Below are 19,855 nucleotides of genomic sequence, written 5' to 3'. Positions count from 1 at the left end.
CGGCGTGTCCGACCATGGTCGGGTTTGTACGACGGAAGGCGCACCACCCCTCATGAGCACGGCCCCGACTCCCCAGGCCACCGCCCCCGCCCGCCAGGACGGCACGCCGGGCAGACCGCAGGGCACCCCCGCCCCGCTCGACACGGAGCCCGGCGGCCCGCGGGACAGCGGGCAGGACGGCAAGCACGCCCGGCGGTTCGGGCTGCCGGTCGCGACGGCCCTGGTCATGGGCAACATCATCGGCGGCGGGATCTTCCTGCTGCCGGCCTCCGTCGCCCCCTACGGCACGATCAGCCTGGTCGCCTTCGCCGTCCTCACCCTCGGCGCGATCGCCCTCGCCCTCGTCTTCGGCCGCCTCGCCCGGCGCCACCCGCGCACCGGCGGCCCGTACGTCTACGCCCGCGAGGCGTTCGGCGATTTCGCCGGCTTCCTGGCCGCGTGGTCGTACTGGATCACGGCCTGGGTCTCCAACGCCGCCCTCGCCGTCGCCGCCGTCGGCTACCTCGATGTCCTGATCCCCCTCCACGGCTCCACGCCCGCGACCCTCGCGGCCGCGCTCACCCTCCAGTGGCTGCCCGCCCTCGCCAACCTCGCCGGCACCCGGTACGTCGGCGCCGTCCAGCTCGTGGCGACCGTGCTGAAGTTCGTACCCCTCCTCCTCGTCGCCGTCGGCGGACTGTTCTTCTTCGACGGCGACAACCTCGGGCCCTTCCTCGCCGAGGGCGACAGCGCCGCTGGCGCGCTCTCCGCCTCCGCCGCGATCCTGCTCTTCAGCTACCTCGGCGTCGAGTCGGCCGCCGTCAGCGCCGGCGAGGTCCACGACGCGCGGCGCAACGTCGGCCGCGCCACCGTCCTCGGCACGCTCGGCGCCGCCGCGATCTACCTCCTCGGCACGCTCGCCGTCTTCGGCACCGTCGCCCACGACCGGCTCGTCGACTCCACGGCACCGTTCTCCGACGCCGTGAACGCGATGTTCGGCGGCTCCTGGGGCGGGACGGCGATCGCCTGCATGGCGCTGGTCTCCATGGTCGGCGCGCTCAACGGCTGGACGCTGCTCAGCGCCCAGACCCCGTACGCCGCCGCCCGTGACGGGCTCTTCCCGCAGGCCTTCGCCCGCAAGCGGCGCGGGGTCCCCACGGTGGGGGTCGCCGTGACCGTCGTCCTCGCCTCCCTGCTCACCGTCTACAACTACACGGTCGGCACCGAAGGCGTCTTCAAGACCCTGGTCCTCGTCACCACCTTCACGGCCACCGTCCCCTACCTCCTCTCCAGCGCCGCCCAGATCTACTTCCTGGTCTCCGGCCGGCCGGAGCGCGTCGACCGCGGCCGCCTGGTCCGCGACACCGTCCTCGCCGGGGCGGCCTTCGCCTTCTCGATGTGGCTGGTCGCGGGATCCGGCTACGCGGCCGTCTATCAGGGGGTGCTGTTCCTCTTCGCCGGAGTCCTCGTCTACGCGTGGATGGCGGCCCGCAGGAACCGCGCGGCCGCCTGACGTCGACGTTCCCCGCGCCGCCGCCTGACGCCGATGTCCCCCGCGCCGCCGCCTGACGCCGATGTCCCCCGCACCGCCGCCTGACGCCGATGTCCCCCGCACCGGCGCCTGGCGCCGATGTCTCCCGCGGCCGGGATAGCGGTGTGCTGCCCGGTCGCGCCCGCCACGCCCCCGGTCCGGTGAATTCCGGCGTCCCCGCGTAGGCCGCCCGGGCGTATCACGGCCGGGGGAGGGAGAAGCCAGGGCGAACCGGGGCAGTTTGGATCTCCATGAGGTCCCTGTCCGCGCCACCCACCGCTCCCGACGCCCCGGCGGCCGGGACCGGCACGGCCGGGCAGCGGCGGCGGATCGGCCGGCGAGCGCGCCGGCGCGCCGTACTGGTTGCCGTCCTCCTCGTCCTGGCCGCTCTCTTCGGGGCCGGTTGCGGGGCGGCCGGTCCCGCCGCCGTCGAGACCAGGTCCGCCGCGTCCACCACGCCCGACCCGGTCGGGGAAGCGCACGACACGGCCGAGTCCGAGAACGCCGCTCCCGGCCGGGACCGGTCCCGGCGGAGGGCCGCCGCCCGGGGCGGACGGTTCTCGCGCACGGCCCCGACCGCCCCGCGCGCCGGGGCCGACGCGCCGCTGCGACGACCCGTTGCGCGCTCCGGCGCCCCGCGGTGCCGGGTGATGCGCTGCTGAGAGGCCCGTACCCCTCACCAGCCCCTCACCCCCGCACCGCAAGGAGCTTCGCCATGCCCATCGACCACTTCGCCGTGCTCAACGCCCTGCTGCGCGCGGAGGCCTCCCGCGACGAACGCCCCGTCCACGCCACCGCGCCGGAACCGGAACCCGCCCCGTCCCGGGAGGCCCCGGCCGCCGGCGTCCGCGCCCCCGCCCGGGAGGAGCACGCCGCCCGCTGAGCGAGATCGGCACCCGCGCCCGGTCAGTCGGCCGGCGGGTCGGCCTGCCGCGCGGTCGAGGGCTCGACGCCCGTCGACCGGCCCGGCGGCCCGCTCGCCGACCTGCCCCCGCCGCCCCCACGGGGCCCGTACGCGACCGGTCTCCTGGGGTTTGGCAGACTCGACACCATGATGATCAGAGACGCCGTGGCGGAGGACTGGCCGAGCATCTGGCCGTTCTGGCACGCGATCGTGTCCGCGGGGGAGACGTACGCCTGGGACCGCGACACCGGCGAGGACGCGGCCCGGGAGCTGTGGATGGCGCCGGGGAGCCGGGTGTTCGTGGTCGAGGAGGCCGGCGAGGTGCTCGCCTCCGCCTACGTCCGCCGCAACTACGGCGGCCCGGCGGCCCGTGTCGCCAACGCCGGGTTCATGGTGGCGCCGCGCGCGGCGGGCCGGGGCGTGGGCCGCCGCCTCGCCGAACACGTCCTGGCGGCGGCGAAGGAGGACGGCTACACGGCGATGGTGTTCAACGCGGTCGTGGAGACCAACCCCGCCCTCGGGCTCTGGCGCTCCCTCGGCTTCACCGTCGTGGGCACGGTGCCGGGAGCGTTCCTGCACCCCGTGCACGGTCCGGTGGGCCTCCACATCATGCACCGGGAGCTGTGACCCGCCGCGCCCGGACGGCGGCCACCGCGCCTGCCACTGGCGTCCCCCGTCAAACGCCGGCAGCGCCCGGGGCGGGAGTGGTCGACGGACGGCGGGCGTGTAGTGCGACGAGCAGCGACAGCGCGCAGGCGAGCAGCACCAGCGCCACGAGCGCCGGGACCAGGCCGACCAGCGGGCCCGCCACCAGACAGCACAGCCCTCCCACGGCCAGGGCCGTCGGCCGCCGGCCGGTGGAGCGCAGGACGATCGCGGCCGCGCCCAGCAGGAACACCCCGACGCCGCCCGTCGGCGACCAGGCCACCACCCCGTGGAGCGGCTCCGCGAGACCGTAGTGCCCCGTGTCGGCGACCTGGTGGACGACCTTCTTCATGCCGAGGGCGCAGAGCACCACGCCCGCGACCAGCGGCAGGTGGAGGAAGGTGTACACGTCCCGGGCGAAGCGGGTGCGGGCGTCGCCGCAGAGGCCCGCGAGCCGGTGCTCGGCCGCCTCGCCGAGCTGTCGGACGTACAGCCGCCACAGCGCCGCCGAGAGCAGCAGCCCGGCGGCCGCCGCGCCGAGGACGGCCGCGGTGAGCCGGAAACCGGACATCCCCATGCCCATCGCCACGATCGACTCGCCCAGCGCGATGATCACGATCAGGCTGTGGCGCTCGGCGAAATGGCCCAGGGAGCCGACCCGCCAGCCGGACGAGCCGGTCACGTAGATCCCGCCGGTCGACGGCCACCGCGCCCAGCCACAGCAGCAGCCGCACGTTGCCGTCGTACGCGCTGCCGATCAGCAGCAGCACCAGCGGCGGCAGCACGGAGGCCAGCGCGGTGCGCCGCAGCGTCGCGCGCAGGGGCGCGTCGTCCGGGTCGGAGAGCCGAAATGCGCTTGTGCGGTACGGACGTTGGGCTCCCGTCCGCCCCTCGGGCCACCCACCCCGGGCTTCCCGGGGCCCGTTTGGCAGACTTCCGCTGTCCCGGCGGGGAAACGCCGGATGGACAGCGAGGAGCACCGGCGTTGAGCGTCAGCATCGAAGGACGGATAGACCTCGCGGGGCCGGTGGGTAAACTGCTCCACCGGCGCCCGCTGAAGAACGGCACGGTCATGCAGTCGTTCGGCGTCGACCCCGTGTCGGGCGACATCTTCGTCGCCCAGCTGATGGGCGGCGGCACCCGGCTGCCGGACGAGTCCGCGCCGCTCTCCTATGCCGACCGCAACCTGCACGGTGACCTCTGCGTCACCCGCCTCGACCCCGCGGGGGCCGTCACCGGGCACATGTATCTGCGCGGCTTCGGCCACGGCGTCGCCCTCGGCGTGGAAAACCGGGCCGGGGTGGTCCGCCTCTGGACCGAGACCGCGTCCAAGCCGAACGGCAAGAACGAGGGCTTCGGCACCGCCGTCACCAGCTTCGACTTCCGATCCGGCACGGTCCTCGACCACGGCTCCCCGCTCCACACCCCGCCCTACCGGCCCGCGCCCGGCGCCGAGTTCGTCACCTGCACGATCGACCGCGGCGCCGCCGAACTCGTCGTCCGCTTCCACCACGACGGCGCCGGCTACTTCGAGCGCCACGACCTGGAGAAGGCACGGGCCGGTGTGTGGGAGCCGCTCCAGCGCATCCCCCACCCCGACCAGAAGGGCTGGTTCCAGGGATACACGTCCCACGCGGGCGTGCTGTACCTGCTCTCGGGCATGCCCATCAGCCCCGACCACCCCGACAACCCGCCGCCGGGGAACGTCCATCTGACCGCCGTCGACTGGGCTACCGGCGCCATCCTCGACCAGCGGCTGTGCGTCGCCGCGCCCGGCCTGCCGTTCCGCGAGCCCGAGGGGATGGCCGTCGTGGTACGCGACGGGGTGCCGCACCTCTGCTTCGGCTTCGCCGGCGAGCTGACCGGCCCGCGCACCTGCACCCTCATGTTCCTGTCCGGCGCGCCGGAGACCGACGGCGTGAAGGTGCTGACGGACTGGCGGCCCCTCGCCCTGGCGGCGGGGGTCACCGCCGACCGGTACGCCCCCGAGGGCCGGCTGATCGCCCTCGGCGGGACGACGACCCTCCAGCTCAGGGGCGGCGTGAAAGGCGCCTTCGCGGCCGACGGGATCATCGCCACGCTGCCCGACGCGCTGACGCCGACCCTGACCGTCCGGGCCAACGTCCCCCGCAACAACATCGCCGGCGTGTGCGTGGCCCGCGTCGAGGCGAGCAGCGACCGGCAGTTGCGGATCTACGGCGGACGCGACACCCACGTCATCACCTGGGCGCAGCTGGACAGCTTCAGCGCCATCTGGAGCTGACGGCCCGGCGCGCGAGCCGAGCCACCCGCCCCCGCCCTTCCCCGACACCCGTCAAGGAGACGCCCCCCCCATGCCCCAGAACCGCCGCGGCATCCTCGGTGCCGCCCTCGCCCTGCCCGCCGCCCTCACCGTCGGCAGCCTGGCCGCCGCCTCCCCGGCCGCCGCCGCCCCCGCGGGCGTCGAGGCCGGCGAGTGGACCGACCTCGTCCTCGAACCCGGCATCACCCCGCAGGCCGGGGCCACCCCGCAGGTCCGCATCCTCACCCTCGCAGGAACGGCCTACCTCCAGGCGCGCGGCCTGATCTCCTGCAACCTCACCGCGGACGCCCGCATCGCCACCCTCCCGGCCGGCCTCACCCCGAGCTGGTACGCCCGCGCCACCGCGCCGCGCAACAACCACCAGGGCGTCAACGCCTGCCGCTTCGAGGTCAACCCGTCCGGCGCGGTCAGCGTCTACGGCGCCACCGCCACCAGCCCGATCACCTGGGTCCAGCTCGACTCGGTGCAGACCGTCTGGCGTTAGCCGTATCGACCCGCGGCACCCGGCCGCGGGGCCCCGCATTACCTGGGACGTCATCGACCCCGGCCGTGCGCGGCGGCATCGTGGTGGCCACCGGGACTCGGGCGGCGCACTCCGTCCGAGCTCCGGGCCCACCATCGGCCCGAACTCCCCACGGAGCGTGATCCGCCATGTCCCAGGCCCTGCTCACCGGTCTCTCCCGCACCAACCGCCCCCAGTCCATGGTGCGCCGCTTCCTCGCCCTCGACGCCGCCGTCACCGGCGGCAACGGGCTCGCCTACCTCGCCGCCTCCGGACCGCTGGGGGAGCTGCTCGGCGTCGGCTCAGGGCTGCTGCTCGAACTCGGCCTGCTGCTCACCGTGTTCGCCGCCGGGGTCGCCTGGCTCGCGACCCGCCCGCGTCCCGCCGCCCTCGGCGTGCGGCTCGTCGTAGACGTCAACGCCCTGTGGGCCGTCCTCAGCCTCGTCGCCCTCGTCGCCTGGCTGGAGCCCACCACCGCCGGCCTGGTGTGGATCCCGGCGCAGGCGGCCGTCGTCGCCGCCTTCGCCGTCCTCCAGTGGTCGGCCCTGCGGGCTACGGAGTAGAACCCGACGACCGCAGGTACGCGACCGTCGCCGGGTCGGCCGGGAGGAGCGTCTCGATGGCCAGCTCGGCGACCGTCACGTCCATCGGCGTGTTGAACGTCGAGATCGACGACACGAACGACAGCACCCGCCCGTCGTGCTCGATCCGCAGGGGCAGCGCGACATACGGGTACGGCTCCGGATCCTCCCGGCCCGGACCGTCCTCCCCCTCGGCCGCGGCCTCCGGCACGGGATACGCGGCTACTTCCTCGTACAGCGCCCGCAGCGCCGCCGAGCGGGCCAGGCCGATCTGCCGCTCCATCTGGTGCAGCAGGTGCGCCCGCCACTCACGGAGATTGCGGATCCGCGGAGCGAGCCCCTCCGGGTGCAGCGTCACCCGCATCACGTTCACCGGCGGGGTCAGCAGGTGCTCCGGCAGCCCGGCCAGGAGCCGCCCGATCGCCTCGTTGGCCGCCACCACGGTGTACGAGCCGTCCACGACGAGCGCCGGATACGGGTCGTAGCCGGAGAGGAGTTGCTCGATCCCCTTCCGCAAGGTCTCCATGCGCGGGGCGTCGAGCGCCGTCTCCGTGTACCGGGGGGCGTAACCCGCCGCCAGCAGGAGCGCGTTGCGCTCCCGTACCGGCACGTCCAGGTGCTCGGCGAGACGCAGGACCATCTCCTCGCTCGGCCGGGACCGGCCCGTCTCGACGAACGAGATGTGCCGGGCCGAGGAATCGGCCCGTATCGCCAGCTCCAGCTGGCTCAGCCGACGCTGCTCGCGCCACCCCCTCAGGAGCGGCCCTACGCCCGGACCCGTCACGAGAGTTGTCATGGCCCGACGGTATCCCAGGTGTCGGCCCGGGTATCGAGTCTCCGGGACCGTATCGTCACGGTCAGCAACCCCGACCGGAGGGAGTACGGACATGCCCACAGAGCCGCTGTCGCAGAAGGAGATCGAGGACCGCCTGCGCGAGCTTCCCGGCTGGACGCTCGCGGACGACCGGATCACGCGTACGTACCGTCTGGGCGACCACTTCGCCGCCACCGCGCTCGTCGTCCACGTGGCGCAGATCCAACAGGAGCTCGACCACCACTCCGACCTGACGCTCGGCTACGACACTGTCGCCGTCTCCGTGCACACCCACTCGGCCGGCGGCACGATCACCGAGAAGGACTTCGCCCTGGCGGAGCGTGTGGAGGCGGTGGCCCCGGCCCACGGGGCGCACTGACCCGGCCGCCGGCCCCCACGCCCCGCCGGGGCCCACCGCCCGCGCGGCCGGACTAAGCGCAGCATGCTGCCGGCGGGGCCGCGACACCCCCTAGGCTCTGTCGTCAGATGTCACGCCCACATGAGGAGTGAGGCGAGGGTAACGGCGGCTTCGTAGGAATCAGCGGTCTTTTCGTACCTCGTAGCGATGCCTCGCCACTGCTTGAGACAGTTGAAGCACCGTTCCACGACATTGCGCTGTTTGTAAGCCTCGCGGTCGAAGGCCGTTGGGCGACCTCCATGGTTGCCACGCCGGGCCCGGTTTCGAACCTGGTCGGCCCGCTCGGGGATCGTGTGCGGGATGCCGGCGGCGGAGCCAGGTGCGGATCGCCTTCGAACTGTAGCCCTGGTCGCCCAGGACGTGATCTGGCCGGATGCGGGGCCGTCCCGGTCCGATCCGGGGCACTCTGATCGCTTCCATCACGGTGGTGAACCGGGTGCAGTCGTTGGTGTTTGCCGCCCGTGACGACAAAGGCGAGGGGACGGCCCCGGCCGTCACATGCCAGGTGGATCTTGCTGGTCAGTCCACCTCTGGACCGGCCGAGCGCCGGGGTTGCGGAGCCCTCTTTTCGGGCTCCGGCGGCGTGCTGGTGGGCACGCACGACGGTCGAGTCAACCGAGACGAGCCATTCGACATCGCCGGCCGCATCGGCTTTCGCCTGGGCAGCCCGGAGCATCCGGTCGAACATCCCATCCATCGCCCACCTACGGAAGCGGGTATGGAGCGTGGCCCATGGACCGTATCGCTCGGGCACATCCCGCCAGGCGACGCCGGTGCGGAACTTCCACACGATCCCGTTCAGGACACGGCGGTCGTCCAGCCCGCTTCCGTCCCCGCAGCGATACAGGCAGCAACGGCCGCGCGAACTCCCACTCGGCATCCGACTCGTGGCGGTGCGTCATACCACCATGATCCAGCAGGAAAGATCATCTGAAGGCACCGCCTAGAAAGGGGGGTCCGCGGAATACCCGTCCTCCCGCAGGGGAACGGATGCGGTCTTCGCCCTGGCGGCACGCTGCTCGGCGACGGCGGGGTGGGCGGCGACCGCTTCGGCCGCTCGCCCTTGCTTGACGAGGACCTCGAACAGGTCCTCACGTGCTTTGACGGTACCCAGATCCCGCAGTTCCGCCTCGGCTTGCGCGAGGTGGCCGGCGGTACTGAGCAGGTCGGCTCTGACGAGGCGGGGATCGTTGAACGGGTCCGGGTGGGCCTCGACCACAGCGATCGCTTCCTCAGCGCGACCGAGACTGGCGAGGGCGAAGGCCCTCCATGAGTAGCGAAATTCCTCGTGGCCATGGTGGGGAACGGTCAGGGGGTGGTCCAGAAGGTAGAGCAGCTCTTCGGGACGGTCGAACAGCGGGTGGACGAGTGGGGCCAGGAGGTTGGAGCAGTCGTACCAACTGAAGCCGGGTTCGGCCACGGCGATTGCGTCGTCCAACCGGCCGTCCTGCAACAGGGTCCCGGAGAGCCAGGCCCGATACCCGACCCAGTCGTCAGCGGCGATAGCCTCCCGCATCACCGTCTCGGCCTCGTCGGCCCGGCCGCAGTCGCGGAGGGCACCGGCGAAGATGTCAAGGACGGTGTGGGCGTGCTCTCCGGTGGCCAGCTCACGCAGGGCGTCCAGCCGGTGGTGGCGTGACAGCAGTTCGGCGTAGGCGGTCAGGGTGTTCTGGGTGCCATAGCGTTGCACGGCGATGTCCGTGCCGAGGACGCGGATCGCCTCGTCGGCGCGGTTCATACGTTCCAGCATCCGAGTCTGGAGTACCAGGACTCCTTCGTCGATGGAAGCCCAACGGCTCTTCTCAAGGGCCTGCCGCGCAGTCTCGGCGTGCGGGGCGATCAACTCCAGCACCCGCTCGTCTCGGCCCTGGCCCTCGGTGATCTCCACCAGCACCGACCGAATCCACCACCCCCCAAGATGCGGCACGAGCAGATCGACGGCCTCGTCAACACGCCCTGCCCTGACGAGCAGCTCGGCAAAGTCCCGGCACACATACTCCGAGGTACGCCCCTCCTCGCCAGGACGGACCAGATCCAGGGCCTCGCCCGTCCGGCCCGCCCGCAGCAGAACGTTCGCGTTCGCCCAGAGGGACGGCCGCCACCCGAGAGCCACAAACGGCTCCATCATCTCGATGGCCCGACCGAACGCGCCCCTCAGACACAGCTCCTGCGCCGCGCGCTCCGCGCAGAACCACTCAGCGCGCTCTTCCGCTGCCTGAATCACCAGGTCCAGGTGACCGCGCTCCAGCAGGAGATCCACTTTTCGGGGAGGCAGGCCACCGTAGTTGTCGACCTGCCATGAAAGATCATCTATGTTCACGGTTGAAAGCGTAGAAGGAGTCACTGACAGGTGCCCGGTCGCCTGAATGGGCTGCCGGCGAGGTAGCGGCCTCCGTGTACCGCTCTCGGGCTGATGCATGGCTTTGGCGACAGAACTTAGGAGCGTGGCGGCGTTGTGGCCTCGCCGTTTCTGACCGGGCGCGTGTGGATCTTCGCGAAGCAGGCCGGGATCGCGCTGCCCTCGTCGTGGCCGCGGGCCCGGTAGGCGCTCGGGGTCTCGCCGACCAGCTCGGTGAAGCGTGTGCTGAACGAGCCCAGGGACGTACACCCGACCGCGAAGCACACCTCCGTGACCGTCAGGTCGCCCCGCCGCAGCAGGGCTTTCGCCCGCTCGATCCGGCGGGTCATGAGATAGCTGTACGGCGTCTCCCCGAAGGCGGCCCGGAAGCTGCGGGAGAAGTGGCCCGGCGACATGAGCGCGACACGCGCCAGCGCCGGCACGTCGAGGGGATCCGCGTACGCGCGGTCCATCAGGTCGCGGGCCCGGCGCAGCCGGACGAGGTCCTCCAGGGTCACCCGACCACGATCCCACACGGCCGAGCCGCGCGGGGCGTGCCCGCGCGCCCCGGTCCGCCCGCCCCGGTCCGCCCGCTTCGGGAAGGGGCGGCCCGGGCGGCCCGGGCGACCCGGGGATCAGCGGGACGACGGGCCCCGGCCCCGAACGCCCCGGTCGCGAAGGCCCCAGCCCCGAACGCCCCGGTCGCGCTGGCTGTGACCTCGCGGGGCTCGCGGCCCAGGAAGCGCCTGACCCCGTCCGTCGCGGAGGCGCTGGGTCCCTCGGCCGGAGCCCCCGACGGCCCGGCGGTGAGTTTGCCGGAACGGCAAGGCATGTGGCGTTTCCGGCCCGCCCGTCGCAGCCTGGGCCCATGAGTCCTCACGAGCCCGAGCACGGGCACCCGAACCCGCACCCGCACCCGCACGGCGGGCAGCCCCGCCAGGGCGCCGGCCACGGCCACCACGAGGTGGGCCACGCCGTCGACTGGGCCGAGATGGCCGTGCTCCTGGAGCGCCAGGCGGAGATCGAGAGCCCCCTCTACGCGGAGGCGGCCGCCTGGCTCGGCACCCTCCTCCCCGGCGACGGCGTCCGCCGGATCCTGGACATCGGCAGCGGCCCCGGCGTCCTGACCGCGCTGCTCGCGGAGGCCTTTCCCGCCGCGGAGACCGTCGCCGTCGACGGCACCCCGGAGCTGCTGGAGCGGGCCCGGGACCGCGCCGAGGCCCGCGGTCTCGGCGGACGGCTCACCACCCTGCACGCCGAACTCCCCGCGGCCATCGGCGGACTGGGCGACGCCGACCTCCTCTGGGCCGCCAACACCCTCCACCACATGGGCGATCAGCGGGCCGCGCTGGCGGCCTTCGCCGAACGCCTGCGGCCCGGCGGCCTCCTGGTCCTCGTCGAGGGCGGCCTGCCCGCCCGCCACCTGCCGTGGAACCAGGGCATCGGCCGCCCCGGCCTGGAGGCCCGGCTCGACGCGCTGCACGCGGAGTGGTTCGGCGAGATGCGGTCGGCGCTGCCCGGCGCCAGGGACGAGGTCGACGACTGGCCCGCGCTGCTCTCCGCCGCCGGGCTCACCCCGGCCGGCACGCGCACCTTCCTGGCCGACAGCCCCGCCCCCGTCGCCCCGGTCGTAAGGGAGCAGGCCGTCGCCCACTTCGAGCGCCTGCGCGTCACCTGCGAGGGCTCGGCCGCGGAGGACGACCTCAAGGCCCTGGACCGGCTCCTCGACCCGTCCGAGCCGCTCTCGCTGCACCGCCGCACGGACCTGTTCCGGCTCGCGGCCCGTACCGTCCACGCCGCCCGGAAGGGGTGACCGCCGCCGTCCGGGGCGGGCTCGGCGCGCGGGCTCAGGACACCGGCTCCAGCCGCCACCACTGGGAGGGGGAGTCGGTGTCCTCCCACTGCCGGACGTTCCCGCCGTCGTCCATCGAGCCGTCCTCGACCTCCAGGAGCAGCCCGCTGACGAAGCTCACCAGCGCGACCGTGCCCGGCGTCTGGAGGTCCTGCTCGATGATCCACTCCTGGGCGCCGAAGTTGTTCGCCTTCCACAGCTGGACGTTGGCGCCGTTCTCGGTCGAGGCGTTCGCCACGTCGAGCCGCTTGCCGCCGGCCGCGTTGACCAGGTGATGGAGGCCGCCGCCGTTCGGGACCGGCGTGATGTGCCAGTGCTGGCCGGGTGTGCCGTTCTCCTTGCCCTGCTGGACGTTGGCGCCGCTGCGGCTCGACCCTCCGTACACCTCCAGCAGCAGCCCGCTGGCCACGTTCCTCACCCGGTAGAGACCCTCCTCGACCGGTGCGGGCGATCCGCTCACTCTCTACCCCTTGCTCGACGTGGTCAGGTGGAAGGTGCGCCGGTAGGTCGCGGGGGAGACCCCCACCGCACTGCGCATGTGCTGCCGAAGGGAGTTGCCGCTGCCGAACCCCGCCCGGTCCGCGATGTGGTCCACCGACAGATCGCTGGTCTCCAGCAACTGCTTGGCCAGCTCCAGGCGTTGGGCGGTGAGCCACTGCCCGGGCGTGGTCCCCGCCTCGTCGCGGAAGCGGCGCGTGAAGGTCCGTACGCTCATCCGCGCGTGCCCCGCCAGCTCGTTCAGGGTCAGCGGCCGGTCGAGCCGCTCCAGGGCCCAGGCGCGGGTGGGCGCGGTGGTGGCGGCCGTCGGCTCGGGGACCGGACGCTCGATGTACTGCGCCTGGCCGCCGTCCCGCCACGGCGGGACGACGCAGCGGCGGGCGACGAGATTGGCCATCGCGCTGCCGTGGTCCTTGCGGACCAGGTGCAGACAGAGGTCGACCCCGGCCGCGACCCCCGCCGACGTCAGGATGTCCCCGTCGTCCACGAACAGCACGTCCTCGTCGAGCAGCACGTCCGGGAAGAGGGACCGGAAGTGCGCGGCCTCCCACCAGTGGGTGGTGGCACGGCGCCCGTCGAGCAGGCCGACCGACGCCAGGGCGTACGCACCCGTGCAGATGGAGACGATCCGGGTGCCGGGGCGCACCCGCCCCAGGGTCTCCGCCAGCCGGTCACGGAGCGAGCCGTCCTCGGCGAGCGCGCGCAGTTCGTAGGTGGGCGGCACGACGAGGGTGTCGGCCAGCGCCAGCTCCTCCGGCCCGTGCTCGGGGACGATCGAGAAGCCGTCCGAGGTGCGGACCGGCGCGCCGTCGAGGGAGCAGACGCGCACGTCGTAGAGGGACGAGCCGTCCACGGCGGCCGGGGCGCCGAGGATCCGGGCGGGAATGCCCAGCTCGAACGGGATCACACCGTCCAGGGCGAGCACCGCCACCCGGTGGGGCGGCGGCAGGGAGGGGTCGCGGTGCTCGGGTGGCGACGGCCGACAGGTGGTCATGGCCAGATTCTGTCACATCATGGCCTTCTGGCCAGTACTGGGCGGCGGGAATCTCGCCGACGCTGGAGGCTCACCACGCGACACCGCACCGGACACCGCACAGGAGAGCCCTTCATGAACGCCGCCCCCGCCGCCGCCCCCACCACGATGCGCGCCGTCACCGCCACCGAATGGGGCGGCCCCGAGGTCCTCACCGAGACCCGCGTCGCCCGCCCCGAGCCCGGCCCCACCGAGATCCTGGTCCGGGTCCACGCGGCCGGCCTCAACCCGATCGACTGGAAGTCCCGCGCCACCGGCGGCTTCGGCATGTGGGACGAGACCCCCGTCCTCGGCTACGACGTCTCCGGCGTCGTGGAGGCCGTCGGCCTCGGTGTCACGCTCTACGCCCCCGGCGACGAGGTCTTCGGCATGCCGGAGTTCCCGCGGCAGGCCGGCGGGTACGCCGAGTACGTCACCGCCCCGGCCCGTCACTTCGCCCGCAAGCCCGCCTCCCTCTCGCACGTCGAGGCCGCGGCGCTCCCGCTCGCCGGCCTCACCGCCTGGCAGGCCCTCGTGGAGACGGCCGCGCTGCGTCCCGGCCAGCGGGTCCTCGTCCACGCGGCGGCGGGCGGCGTCGGCCACCTCGCCATCCAGATCGCCAAGGCCCGCGGGGCGTACGTCCTCGGCACGGCGAGCGCGGCCAAGCACGAGTTCCTGCGCTCGCTCGGCGTCGACGAGCCCGTCGACTACACGACGACCGACTTCGCCGAGACCGTACGGGACGTGGACGTCGTCCTCGACTGCTTCGGCGGCGACTACGGCACCCGCTCGCTTCCGGTGCTCCGCGACGGCGGCACGCTGGTGACCCTGCCGTCCCCGGACGCCGTCCCGGCGCCCGAGCGGGGCATCCGCACCGGCTTCACCCTCGTCGAGCCGGACTACGCCGGGCTCCTCGGCCTCGCCGAACTGGTCGAGTCGGGACGGCTGCGGCCCGAGGTCGACACGGTCCTCCCCCTGGCGGAGGCGGCGAAGGCGCACGAGCTGGGCGAGTCGGGCCGCACCCGCGGCAAGATCGTCCTCACCGTCGCCTGACCACCGCGAACGACCGCCCTACCGCCGCACACGACCGCCCTCCGGCCGGGGATGCATCCTCCGGCCGGAGGGCGGTCGCGCGGCGCCGCGGACGCGGTGCCGAAGGGTCGTGCGGATCTCGCCGGGGTCTGATCGACAGGAACCCCTGGGGCTCAGGCGCCGGCGTTGAACTCGGCCGGGTCCGGGCCGAGGCGGCGGCTCTCGTCGAGGACGGCGATCGCGCCCATGTCCTCGTCGTCCAGCTCGAAGCCGAAGACGTCGATGTTCTCCCGGATGCGGTCCGGGGTCACCGACTTCGGGATGACCACGTTGCCCGTCTGGAGGTGCCAGCGCAGCACCACCTGGGCGGGGGTGCGGCCGTGCTTCTGGGCGATCGCGACGATCGCCGGAACCTCCAGGAGCCCCTTGCCCTGCCCCAGCGGCGACCACGCCTCGGTCGCGATGCCGTGGTCGGCGTGCGCCTTGCGGGACTCCTGCTGCTGCAGGTGGGGGTGGAGTTCGATCTGGTTGACGGCCGGGACGATCGACGTCTCGCCGATCAGCCGCTCCAGGTGCTCGGGGAGGAAGTTCGACACCCCGATGGCCTTGGCGCGGCCGTCGGCGTGGATCTTCTCGAACGCCCGGTACGTGTCGACGTACGCGTCCTTGGCCGGCACCGGCCAGTGGATCAGGTACAGGTCGACGTAGTCCAGGCCCAGCCGGTCGAGCGAGGCGTCGAAGGCGCGCAGGGTCGAGTCGTACCCCTGCTCGGTGTTCCACAGCTTCGTCGTGACGAAGAGCTCGTCGCGCGGGATCCCCGAGCCGGTGACGGCCCGGCCCGTGCCCGTCTCGTTCTCGTAGATCGCGGCCGTGTCGATGGAGCGGTAGCCGGCCTCCAGGGCCGTGGTCACCGCCTGCGCCGCCTCGTCGTCCGGCACCTGCCAGACGCCGAAGCCGAGCTGCGGCATCCGCACGCCGTTGTTCAGGGTGAGGGAAGGGACCTTGTTGTCCGTGCTCACGAGGGGTCGATCCTAACGTCGTCGGGTGGTACTCCCAGGGTCAACGATCGGGCGGCGGATCGCATTCCGCCGTGCCGCTCGCCCCGTCCTTCCGGATACCACCGCTCGCGCCGAGATACGCCTCCCGGACGACGGGATCGGCTACGCCCGGCGGACCCTCCGGGCCCGGGGCGGCCCGGTGCCGGTCAGCCGTACAGCGCCTCGACCTCCGTCGCGTACACCTTCTCGATCGCCTTCCGCTTCAGCTTCAGCGACGGGGTGAGCAGGCCGTGCTCCTCGCTGAAGGGGTGGGCCAGGATCCGGAACGTCCGTACCGACTCCGGCTGCGAGACGAGGGTGTTGGCCGAGACCACCGCCCGCCGGATCTCCGCCTCCAGGCTCGGGTCCCGCACCAGATCGGCCGCGGGCAGCGGCATCCGCCCCTGCATCGCCAGCCAGTGCTCCACCGCCTCCTGGTCCAGGGTCACCAGCGCGGCGATGTAGGGTCGGTCGTTGCCCACGACGATGCACTGGGCGATCAGCGGATGCGACCGGATCCGCTCCTCCAGACCGGCCGGCGACACGCTCTTGCCGTTGGAGGTCACCAGGATCTCCTTCTTCCGCCCGGTGATCGTCAGATAGCCCTCCTCGTCGAGCATGCCCAGGTCCCCGGTGGCCAGCCAGCCGTTGTCGAGCACGGCGGCGGTGGCGCGCGGGTCGTTGAGGTACCCCGAGAAGACCTGCCCCCCGTGCAGCCACACCTCACCGTCCTCGGCGATGTGCACGGTCGTCCCCGGGACCGGCTGCCCGACCGTCCCGTACTTCACGCGCTCGGGCGGGTTCGCCGTGGCCGCCGCCGAGGACTCCGTCAGGCCGTACCCCTCGAAGACCGTCACTCCCGCGCCCTCGAAGAACAGCCCGAGCCGCCGGTCCATCCCCGACCCGCCCGACATCGCGTGCCGGACCCGCCCGCCCATGGCCTCGCGGACCTTCCCGTACACGACCTTCTCGAAGAACTGGTGCTGCACCCGCAGCGCCGCCGAGGGCCCGGGTCCGAGCCCGAACGCCCGGTGCTCCATCGCCTCGGCGTACTTGACCGCCACCTCCACGGCCTTGTCGAAGGGGCCCGCCTTCCCGTCGGCCTCCGCCTTGCGGCGGGCCGCGTGGAAGACCTTCTCGAAGACGTACGGCACGGCCAGGATGAACGTCGGCCGGAACGCGGCCAGATCGGGCAGCAGCTCCGAGGCCGTGAGGGCCGGCTGGTGGCCCAGCTTCACTCCGCTGCGGACCGCCGCCACCTCCACCATCCGACCGAAGACGTGGGCGAGCGGCAGGAAGAGCAGCGTCGAGGCCTCGTCGCCCGGCTTCGAGTGGAACACCGGCTCCCAGCGGCCCACCAGCATGTCCGTCTCGAACATGAAGTTGGAGTGCGTGATCACGCACCCCTTGGGGCGGCCCGTCGTGCCGGAGGTGTAGATGATCGTGGCGACCGAGTCGGGGGTCACCGCCCGCCGGTGCCGGTGGACGACGTCCTCGTCGATCCCGGCGCCCGCCTCCATCAGTTCGGCGACCGCGCCACGGCCCGCGTCCAGCTGCCACAGCCGCTGCATCCGGGGGAGCCGGTCGATGACCGAGCCGATGGTCATCGCGTGGTCCTCGTGCTCCACCACGCACGCCGTCACCTCGGCGTCGTGCAGCATCCAGTAGACCTGCTCCGCCGAGGAGGTGGGGTAGATCGGCACCGACTGCACGCCGAGCGTCCAGAGCGCGAAGTCGAAGAGCGTCCATTCGTAACGGGTCCTGGCCATGATCGCGACCCGGTCACCGAACCGCACGCCGTGCGCGATGAGCCCCTTGGCGAGGGCCAGCACCTCGTCGCGGAACTGCGCGGAGGTCACCTCCCGCCACACGCCCCCGGCGTCCTTGCGGCCGAGCACGACCCGGTCCGGCGCCTCCAGGGCGTGGTCGAACACGGCGTCCGCCAGACCGCCGACCTGAGGCGCCGCCTCGACGGGCGGCACGGTGAACTCGCGCAAAGACCTGCTCCTCGACCGCTCGTTGTCGCGCTCCGTACGGCGCGGGTGACGGTACCCCACGGGCCTGCCCGGCGGGAGGGCCTTCACGAAGTCGGGACATTGTGCATACGCACAGGTCAGCGCGGGGAGGAAGGACAAGTGGCGGAGCGGCGCCGGTCGTTACTGACTCGCCGGTAAGCAGCCGGGGAGCGAATCTCCACGGAATCTGTACCGGCCGATCACCGCCGCGCTCCCGACGCGGGCGCGCGGCCGATCACCACCCCGCTCCCGACACGCGGGCGCGCGGCCCGGCCTCCGGCGCGGGCTCGCGGCCGGTCGCCCGCCCCGGCCCTCAGTGCGGGCGGTGCAGCCGGTCGCCGCCCGCGAGGATCGCCGTGGCCAGGGCGTCCGCCGCCCGCTGGGTCGCCCCGCCCCGCCGCCCCTTGCGCAGGACGAAGTCGACCTCGCCCAGCTCCGGCAGCCCGGCCCGCGCGGGCACCCGGCTCAGCCCCGGCGGCACCAGGCCCCGCGTGTGCGCCATCACCCCGAGCCCGGCCCGCGCCGCCGCGATGTTGCCGCTCAGGCTCGAACTCGTGCACGCGATCCGCCACGCCCGCCCCTGCGCCTCCAGGGCCTCCAGCGCCCGCGCCCGGGTGATCCCCGGCGGCGGGAAGACGATCAACGGAACCGGCCGGTCCGGGTCCAGGCGCAGCTGGGGCGAGCCGATCCAGATCAGCGCGTCCTGCCACACCAGCTCGCCGCCGGTCTCGTCCGCGCGCCGCTTGGCGAGGATCAGATCGAGCCGTCCTGCCTCCAGCCGGGCGTTCAGGGTTCCCGACAGCTCGACCGTCAGCTCCAGGTCCACCTCGGGGTGCTCGCTCCGGAACGACTGGAGGATCTCCGGCAGCCGGGTCACCACGAAGTCCTCAGAGGCCCCGAAGCGCAACCGCCCGCGCAGCCGCGTCCCGGTGAAGAACGCCGACGCCCGCTCGTGCGCCTGCAGGATCGTCCGGGCGAAGCCGAGCATCGCCTCGCCGTCCTCCGTCAGCTCCACGCTGTGCGTGTCCCGGGTGAACAGCGGACGCCCGGTCGCCTCCTCGAGGCGTCGCACGTGCTGGCTGACGGTCGACTGCCGCAGCCCGAGCCGCCGCGCGGCCTGCGTGAAGCTCAGCGTCTGGGCGACCGCGAGGAAGGTGCGCAGCTGCGCGGGGTCGTACACGCGACGAGGCTATCGCGCGGCGGCGCGGCTATCGCGGAACGTGATGACAGTCAGAGCGCTGTACGGGATTCCCGATCAAAGGGGGAGGGGTCAGGATGGCAGGGCACGCACCGCGTCCGAGAGCAGTGGAGCCCATGAGCCGTCGTACGACCCTTCTGCCGTCCCGGCCGCCGATCGACCCGTACGTCCTGGCGCTGCTCGGTACGGTCGGTCTCGCGGTCCTGCTCCCGGCCTCCGGCACGGCGGCCGTCCTCGCGAACGGCGCGTCCACGGCGGCGATCGCCCTCCTCTTCTTCCTCTACGGCGCCCGGCTCTCCACCGGCGAGGCCCTCGAAGGACTCCGGCACTGGCGGCTCCACGTCACCGTCCTGGCCTGCACCTTCGTCGCCTTCCCGCTCCTCGGCCTGGCCGCCCGTGGCCTGGTGCCGACGGTGCTCCCGCCCGAGCTGTACAGCGGGTTCCTCTTCCTCTGCCTGGTCCCCTCCACCATCCAGTCCTCGATCGCCTTCACCTCGATCGCGCGCGGGAACGTGCCGGCCGCGATCTGCGCGGGCTCCTTCTCCTCGCTGGCCGGCATCGTGCTGACCCCGCTGCTCGCCGCCGCGCTGCTGGGCGGCACCACGGGCGGTCTCTCGGCCGACTCGCTCCTGAAGATCGTCTTCCAGCTGCTCGTCCCGTTCCTGGCCGGGCGGCTGCTGCGCCCCTGGGTCGGCGGCTTCCTGGTCCGGCACAAGAAGGGCCTCGGCCACGTCGACCGGGGCTCGATCCTCCTCGTCGTCTACACCGCCTTCAGCCTGGGCATGGTCGCCGGCATCTGGCACCAGGTCACCCCGGCGCGGCTCGGGCTGCTGCTCGCCGTGGAGGCCGTGCTGCTCGCGGTGATGCTCGCGGTCAGTTGGTACGGCGCGAAGCGGCTCGGTTTCGGGCGCGAGGACCGGATCGCGATCCAGTTCGCCGGCTCGAAGAAGAGCCTGGCGGCCGGACTGCCGATGGCGGGCGTGCTGTTCGGCGCCCACGCCTCGCTCGCGGTGCTGCCGCTGATGCTCTTCCACCAGATGCAGCTGATGGTCTGCGCCGTGATCGCCAAGCGCCGCTCCCGCGACCCCGAGCCGGAGCCCGCCCACGGCCCGGACCCTCGTACGGTCACAGCCTCCCGGGCTGTTCCCCGGCGTGGCGAGATCACATCCACACCCCGCCCGTGAAGATCAACGGGAC

20 protein-coding genes and 1 pseudogene are annotated in these 19,855 nt (G+C 73.1%); 11 read left to right on the top strand and 10 right to left on the bottom strand.

Annotation, left to right across the window (positions count from 1 at the left end):
• Positions 1–52: 52 nt before the first annotated feature.
• The 4 genes from ACZ6RC_RS13080 to ACZ6RC_RS13065 all read left to right on the top strand — a co-directional run bounded on the left by ACZ6RC_RS13080 (position 53) and on the right by ACZ6RC_RS13065 (position 3,041).
• A complete protein-coding gene (locus ACZ6RC_RS13080) occupies positions 53–1,492 on the top strand; it encodes an amino acid permease (RefSeq protein WP_469581906.1) in 1,440 nt (479 codons plus the stop codon).
• Between the two features lie 269 nt (positions 1,493–1,761).
• Positions 1,762–2,172, top strand: a complete 411-nt coding sequence (locus ACZ6RC_RS13075) for a hypothetical protein (protein ID WP_469581903.1) — start codon at positions 1,762–1,764, stop codon at positions 2,170–2,172.
• Positions 2,173–2,225: 53 nt separating this feature from the next.
• Positions 2,226–2,393, top strand: coding sequence for a hypothetical protein (locus ACZ6RC_RS13070; RefSeq protein ID WP_469581900.1), 168 nt, complete (start codon positions 2,226–2,228; stop codon positions 2,391–2,393).
• A 168-nt stretch (positions 2,394–2,561) separates the two neighbouring features.
• The gene (locus ACZ6RC_RS13065; RefSeq protein ID WP_469581897.1) at positions 2,562–3,041 is read left to right on the top strand and encodes a GNAT family N-acetyltransferase; all 480 of its coding nucleotides are present in this window, start codon (positions 2,562–2,564) and stop codon (positions 3,039–3,041) included.
• 49 nt (positions 3,042–3,090) lie between these two features.
• Here ACZ6RC_RS13065 and ACZ6RC_RS13060 read toward each other — a convergent pair whose 3' ends face one another.
• Positions 3,091–3,741: a low temperature requirement protein A gene (locus tag ACZ6RC_RS13060; protein WP_469581894.1), complete on the bottom strand. Its 651-nt coding sequence runs from the start codon at positions 3,739–3,741 to the stop codon at positions 3,091–3,093.
• A 303-nt stretch (positions 3,742–4,044) separates the two neighbouring features.
• On the opposite strand from ACZ6RC_RS13060, the gene ACZ6RC_RS13055 reads away from it, so the two are divergent.
• The 3 genes from ACZ6RC_RS13055 to ACZ6RC_RS13045 all read left to right on the top strand — a co-directional run bounded on the left by ACZ6RC_RS13055 (position 4,045) and on the right by ACZ6RC_RS13045 (position 6,426).
• Complete coding sequence (locus tag ACZ6RC_RS13055) at positions 4,045–5,322, top strand: phage baseplate protein (RefSeq protein WP_469581891.1); 1,278 nt, start codon at positions 4,045–4,047, stop codon at positions 5,320–5,322.
• Positions 5,323–5,392: 70 nt separating this feature from the next.
• Entirely contained in the window at positions 5,393–5,845 is a 453-nt protein-coding gene (locus ACZ6RC_RS13050; protein WP_469581886.1) for a hypothetical protein, read from the top strand.
• Between the two features lie 167 nt (positions 5,846–6,012).
• Entirely contained in the window at positions 6,013–6,426 is a 414-nt protein-coding gene (locus ACZ6RC_RS13045; protein WP_469581884.1) for a hypothetical protein, read from the top strand.
• Here ACZ6RC_RS13045 and ACZ6RC_RS13040 read toward each other — a convergent pair.
• Entirely contained in the window at positions 6,416–7,240 is an 825-nt protein-coding gene (locus ACZ6RC_RS13040) for a helix-turn-helix domain-containing protein (RefSeq protein WP_469581881.1), read from the bottom strand. The genes ACZ6RC_RS13045 and ACZ6RC_RS13040 overlap by 11 nt on opposite strands.
• 91 nt (positions 7,241–7,331) lie before the next feature.
• On the opposite strand from ACZ6RC_RS13040, the gene ACZ6RC_RS13035 reads away from it, so the two are divergent.
• Positions 7,332–7,637 carry a 4a-hydroxytetrahydrobiopterin dehydratase gene (locus tag ACZ6RC_RS13035; protein ID WP_453611581.1) on the top strand — a complete coding sequence of 102 codons (306 nt, stop codon included), beginning with the start codon at positions 7,332–7,334 and terminating at the stop codon, positions 7,635–7,637.
• Positions 7,638–7,747: 110 nt separating this feature from the next.
• Here ACZ6RC_RS13035 and ACZ6RC_RS13030 read toward each other — a convergent pair.
• From ACZ6RC_RS13030 to ACZ6RC_RS13020, 3 genes and pseudogenes are all read right to left on the bottom strand, one after another.
• Positions 7,748–8,578, bottom strand: a pseudogene (locus tag ACZ6RC_RS13030) (IS5 family transposase).
• A gap of 41 nt (positions 8,579–8,619) precedes the next feature.
• Positions 8,620–9,996: a hypothetical protein gene (locus ACZ6RC_RS13025; protein ID WP_469581878.1), complete on the bottom strand. Its 1,377-nt coding sequence runs from the start codon at positions 9,994–9,996 to the stop codon at positions 8,620–8,622.
• A gap of 116 nt (positions 9,997–10,112) precedes the next feature.
• The gene (locus ACZ6RC_RS13020) at positions 10,113–10,532 is read right to left on the bottom strand and encodes a helix-turn-helix domain-containing protein (RefSeq protein ID WP_469581875.1); all 420 of its coding nucleotides are present in this window, start codon (positions 10,530–10,532) and stop codon (positions 10,113–10,115) included.
• A gap of 350 nt (positions 10,533–10,882) precedes the next feature.
• On the opposite strand from ACZ6RC_RS13020, the gene ACZ6RC_RS13015 reads away from it, so the two are divergent.
• The gene (locus tag ACZ6RC_RS13015; RefSeq protein ID WP_469581872.1) at positions 10,883–11,827 is read left to right on the top strand and encodes a class I SAM-dependent methyltransferase; all 945 of its coding nucleotides are present in this window, start codon (positions 10,883–10,885) and stop codon (positions 11,825–11,827) included.
• Positions 11,828–11,861: 34 nt separating this feature from the next.
• Here ACZ6RC_RS13015 and ACZ6RC_RS13010 read toward each other — a convergent pair whose 3' ends face one another.
• Together ACZ6RC_RS13010 and ACZ6RC_RS13005 are read right to left on the bottom strand one after the other, a co-directional pair.
• Entirely contained in the window at positions 11,862–12,326 is a 465-nt protein-coding gene (locus ACZ6RC_RS13010; protein ID WP_469581869.1) for an RICIN domain-containing protein, read from the bottom strand.
• A gap of 3 nt (positions 12,327–12,329) precedes the next feature.
• Positions 12,330–13,358 (bottom strand): GlxA family transcriptional regulator, encoded by a 1,029-nt coding sequence (locus ACZ6RC_RS13005; protein WP_469581866.1) that lies wholly within the window; start codon positions 13,356–13,358, stop codon positions 12,330–12,332.
• 114 nt (positions 13,359–13,472) lie between these two features.
• Between ACZ6RC_RS13005 and ACZ6RC_RS13000 the strand changes: the two genes are divergently transcribed.
• On the top strand, positions 13,473–14,429 hold the full coding sequence (locus ACZ6RC_RS13000) for an NADP-dependent oxidoreductase (RefSeq protein ID WP_469581863.1): 957 nt from the start codon (positions 13,473–13,475) through the stop codon (positions 14,427–14,429).
• Positions 14,430–14,581: 152 nt separating this feature from the next.
• Here ACZ6RC_RS13000 and ACZ6RC_RS12995 read toward each other — a convergent pair whose 3' ends face one another.
• The 3 genes from ACZ6RC_RS12995 to ACZ6RC_RS12985 form a co-directional block, all read right to left on the bottom strand.
• Complete coding sequence (locus ACZ6RC_RS12995; protein WP_391135969.1) at positions 14,582–15,376, bottom strand: aldo/keto reductase; 795 nt, start codon at positions 15,374–15,376, stop codon at positions 14,582–14,584.
• A 236-nt stretch (positions 15,377–15,612) separates the two neighbouring features.
• Entirely contained in the window at positions 15,613–17,442 is a 1,830-nt protein-coding gene (locus ACZ6RC_RS12990; protein WP_453611565.1) for an AMP-dependent synthetase/ligase, read from the bottom strand.
• A gap of 331 nt (positions 17,443–17,773) precedes the next feature.
• Positions 17,774–18,640 (bottom strand): LysR substrate-binding domain-containing protein, encoded by an 867-nt coding sequence (locus ACZ6RC_RS12985; protein WP_469581860.1) that lies wholly within the window; start codon positions 18,638–18,640, stop codon positions 17,774–17,776.
• Between the two features lie 134 nt (positions 18,641–18,774).
• Here ACZ6RC_RS12985 and ACZ6RC_RS12980 point away from each other — a divergent pair, with 134 nt between their 5' ends.
• Entirely contained in the window at positions 18,775–19,842 is a 1,068-nt protein-coding gene (locus tag ACZ6RC_RS12980; protein WP_453611560.1) for a bile acid:sodium symporter family protein, read from the top strand.
• The last annotated feature ends 13 nt before the right edge of the window (positions 19,843–19,855 follow it).

The sequence above is a fragment of the Streptomyces sp. NPDC048353 genome (assembly GCF_055587165.1).
The sequence above is the reverse complement of the archived record's forward strand: the minus strand, read 5'-3'. Positions and strand labels throughout refer to the sequence as shown.

Coding starts and splice junctions, on each gene's coding strand:
- ACZ6RC_RS13080 (WP_469581906.1), top strand. CDS start 53: ATGAGCACGGCCCCGACTCCCCAGGCCACCGCCCCCGCCCGCCAGGAC.
- ACZ6RC_RS13050 (WP_469581886.1), top strand. CDS start 5,393: ATGCCCCAGAACCGCCGCGGCATCCTCGGTGCCGCCCTCGCCCTGCCC.
- ACZ6RC_RS13075 (WP_469581903.1), top strand. CDS start 1,762: ATGAGGTCCCTGTCCGCGCCACCCACCGCTCCCGACGCCCCGGCGGCC.
- ACZ6RC_RS13040 (WP_469581881.1), bottom strand. CDS start 7,240: ATGACAACTCTCGTGACGGGTCCGGGCGTAGGGCCGCTCCTGAGGGGG.
- ACZ6RC_RS13035 (WP_453611581.1), top strand. CDS start 7,332: ATGCCCACAGAGCCGCTGTCGCAGAAGGAGATCGAGGACCGCCTGCGC.
- ACZ6RC_RS13065 (WP_469581897.1), top strand. CDS start 2,562: ATGATGATCAGAGACGCCGTGGCGGAGGACTGGCCGAGCATCTGGCCG.
- ACZ6RC_RS13070 (WP_469581900.1), top strand. CDS start 2,226: ATGCCCATCGACCACTTCGCCGTGCTCAACGCCCTGCTGCGCGCGGAG.
- ACZ6RC_RS13005 (WP_469581866.1), bottom strand. CDS start 13,358: ATGACCACCTGTCGGCCGTCGCCACCCGAGCACCGCGACCCCTCCCTG.
- ACZ6RC_RS13000 (WP_469581863.1), top strand. CDS start 13,473: ATGAACGCCGCCCCCGCCGCCGCCCCCACCACGATGCGCGCCGTCACC.
- ACZ6RC_RS12995 (WP_391135969.1), bottom strand. CDS start 15,376: ATGCCGCAGCTCGGCTTCGGCGTCTGGCAGGTGCCGGACGACGAGGCG.
- ACZ6RC_RS13015 (WP_469581872.1), top strand. CDS start 10,883: ATGAGTCCTCACGAGCCCGAGCACGGGCACCCGAACCCGCACCCGCAC.
- ACZ6RC_RS13045 (WP_469581884.1), top strand. CDS start 6,013: ATGTCCCAGGCCCTGCTCACCGGTCTCTCCCGCACCAACCGCCCCCAG.
- ACZ6RC_RS12980 (WP_453611560.1), top strand. CDS start 18,775: ATGAGCCGTCGTACGACCCTTCTGCCGTCCCGGCCGCCGATCGACCCG.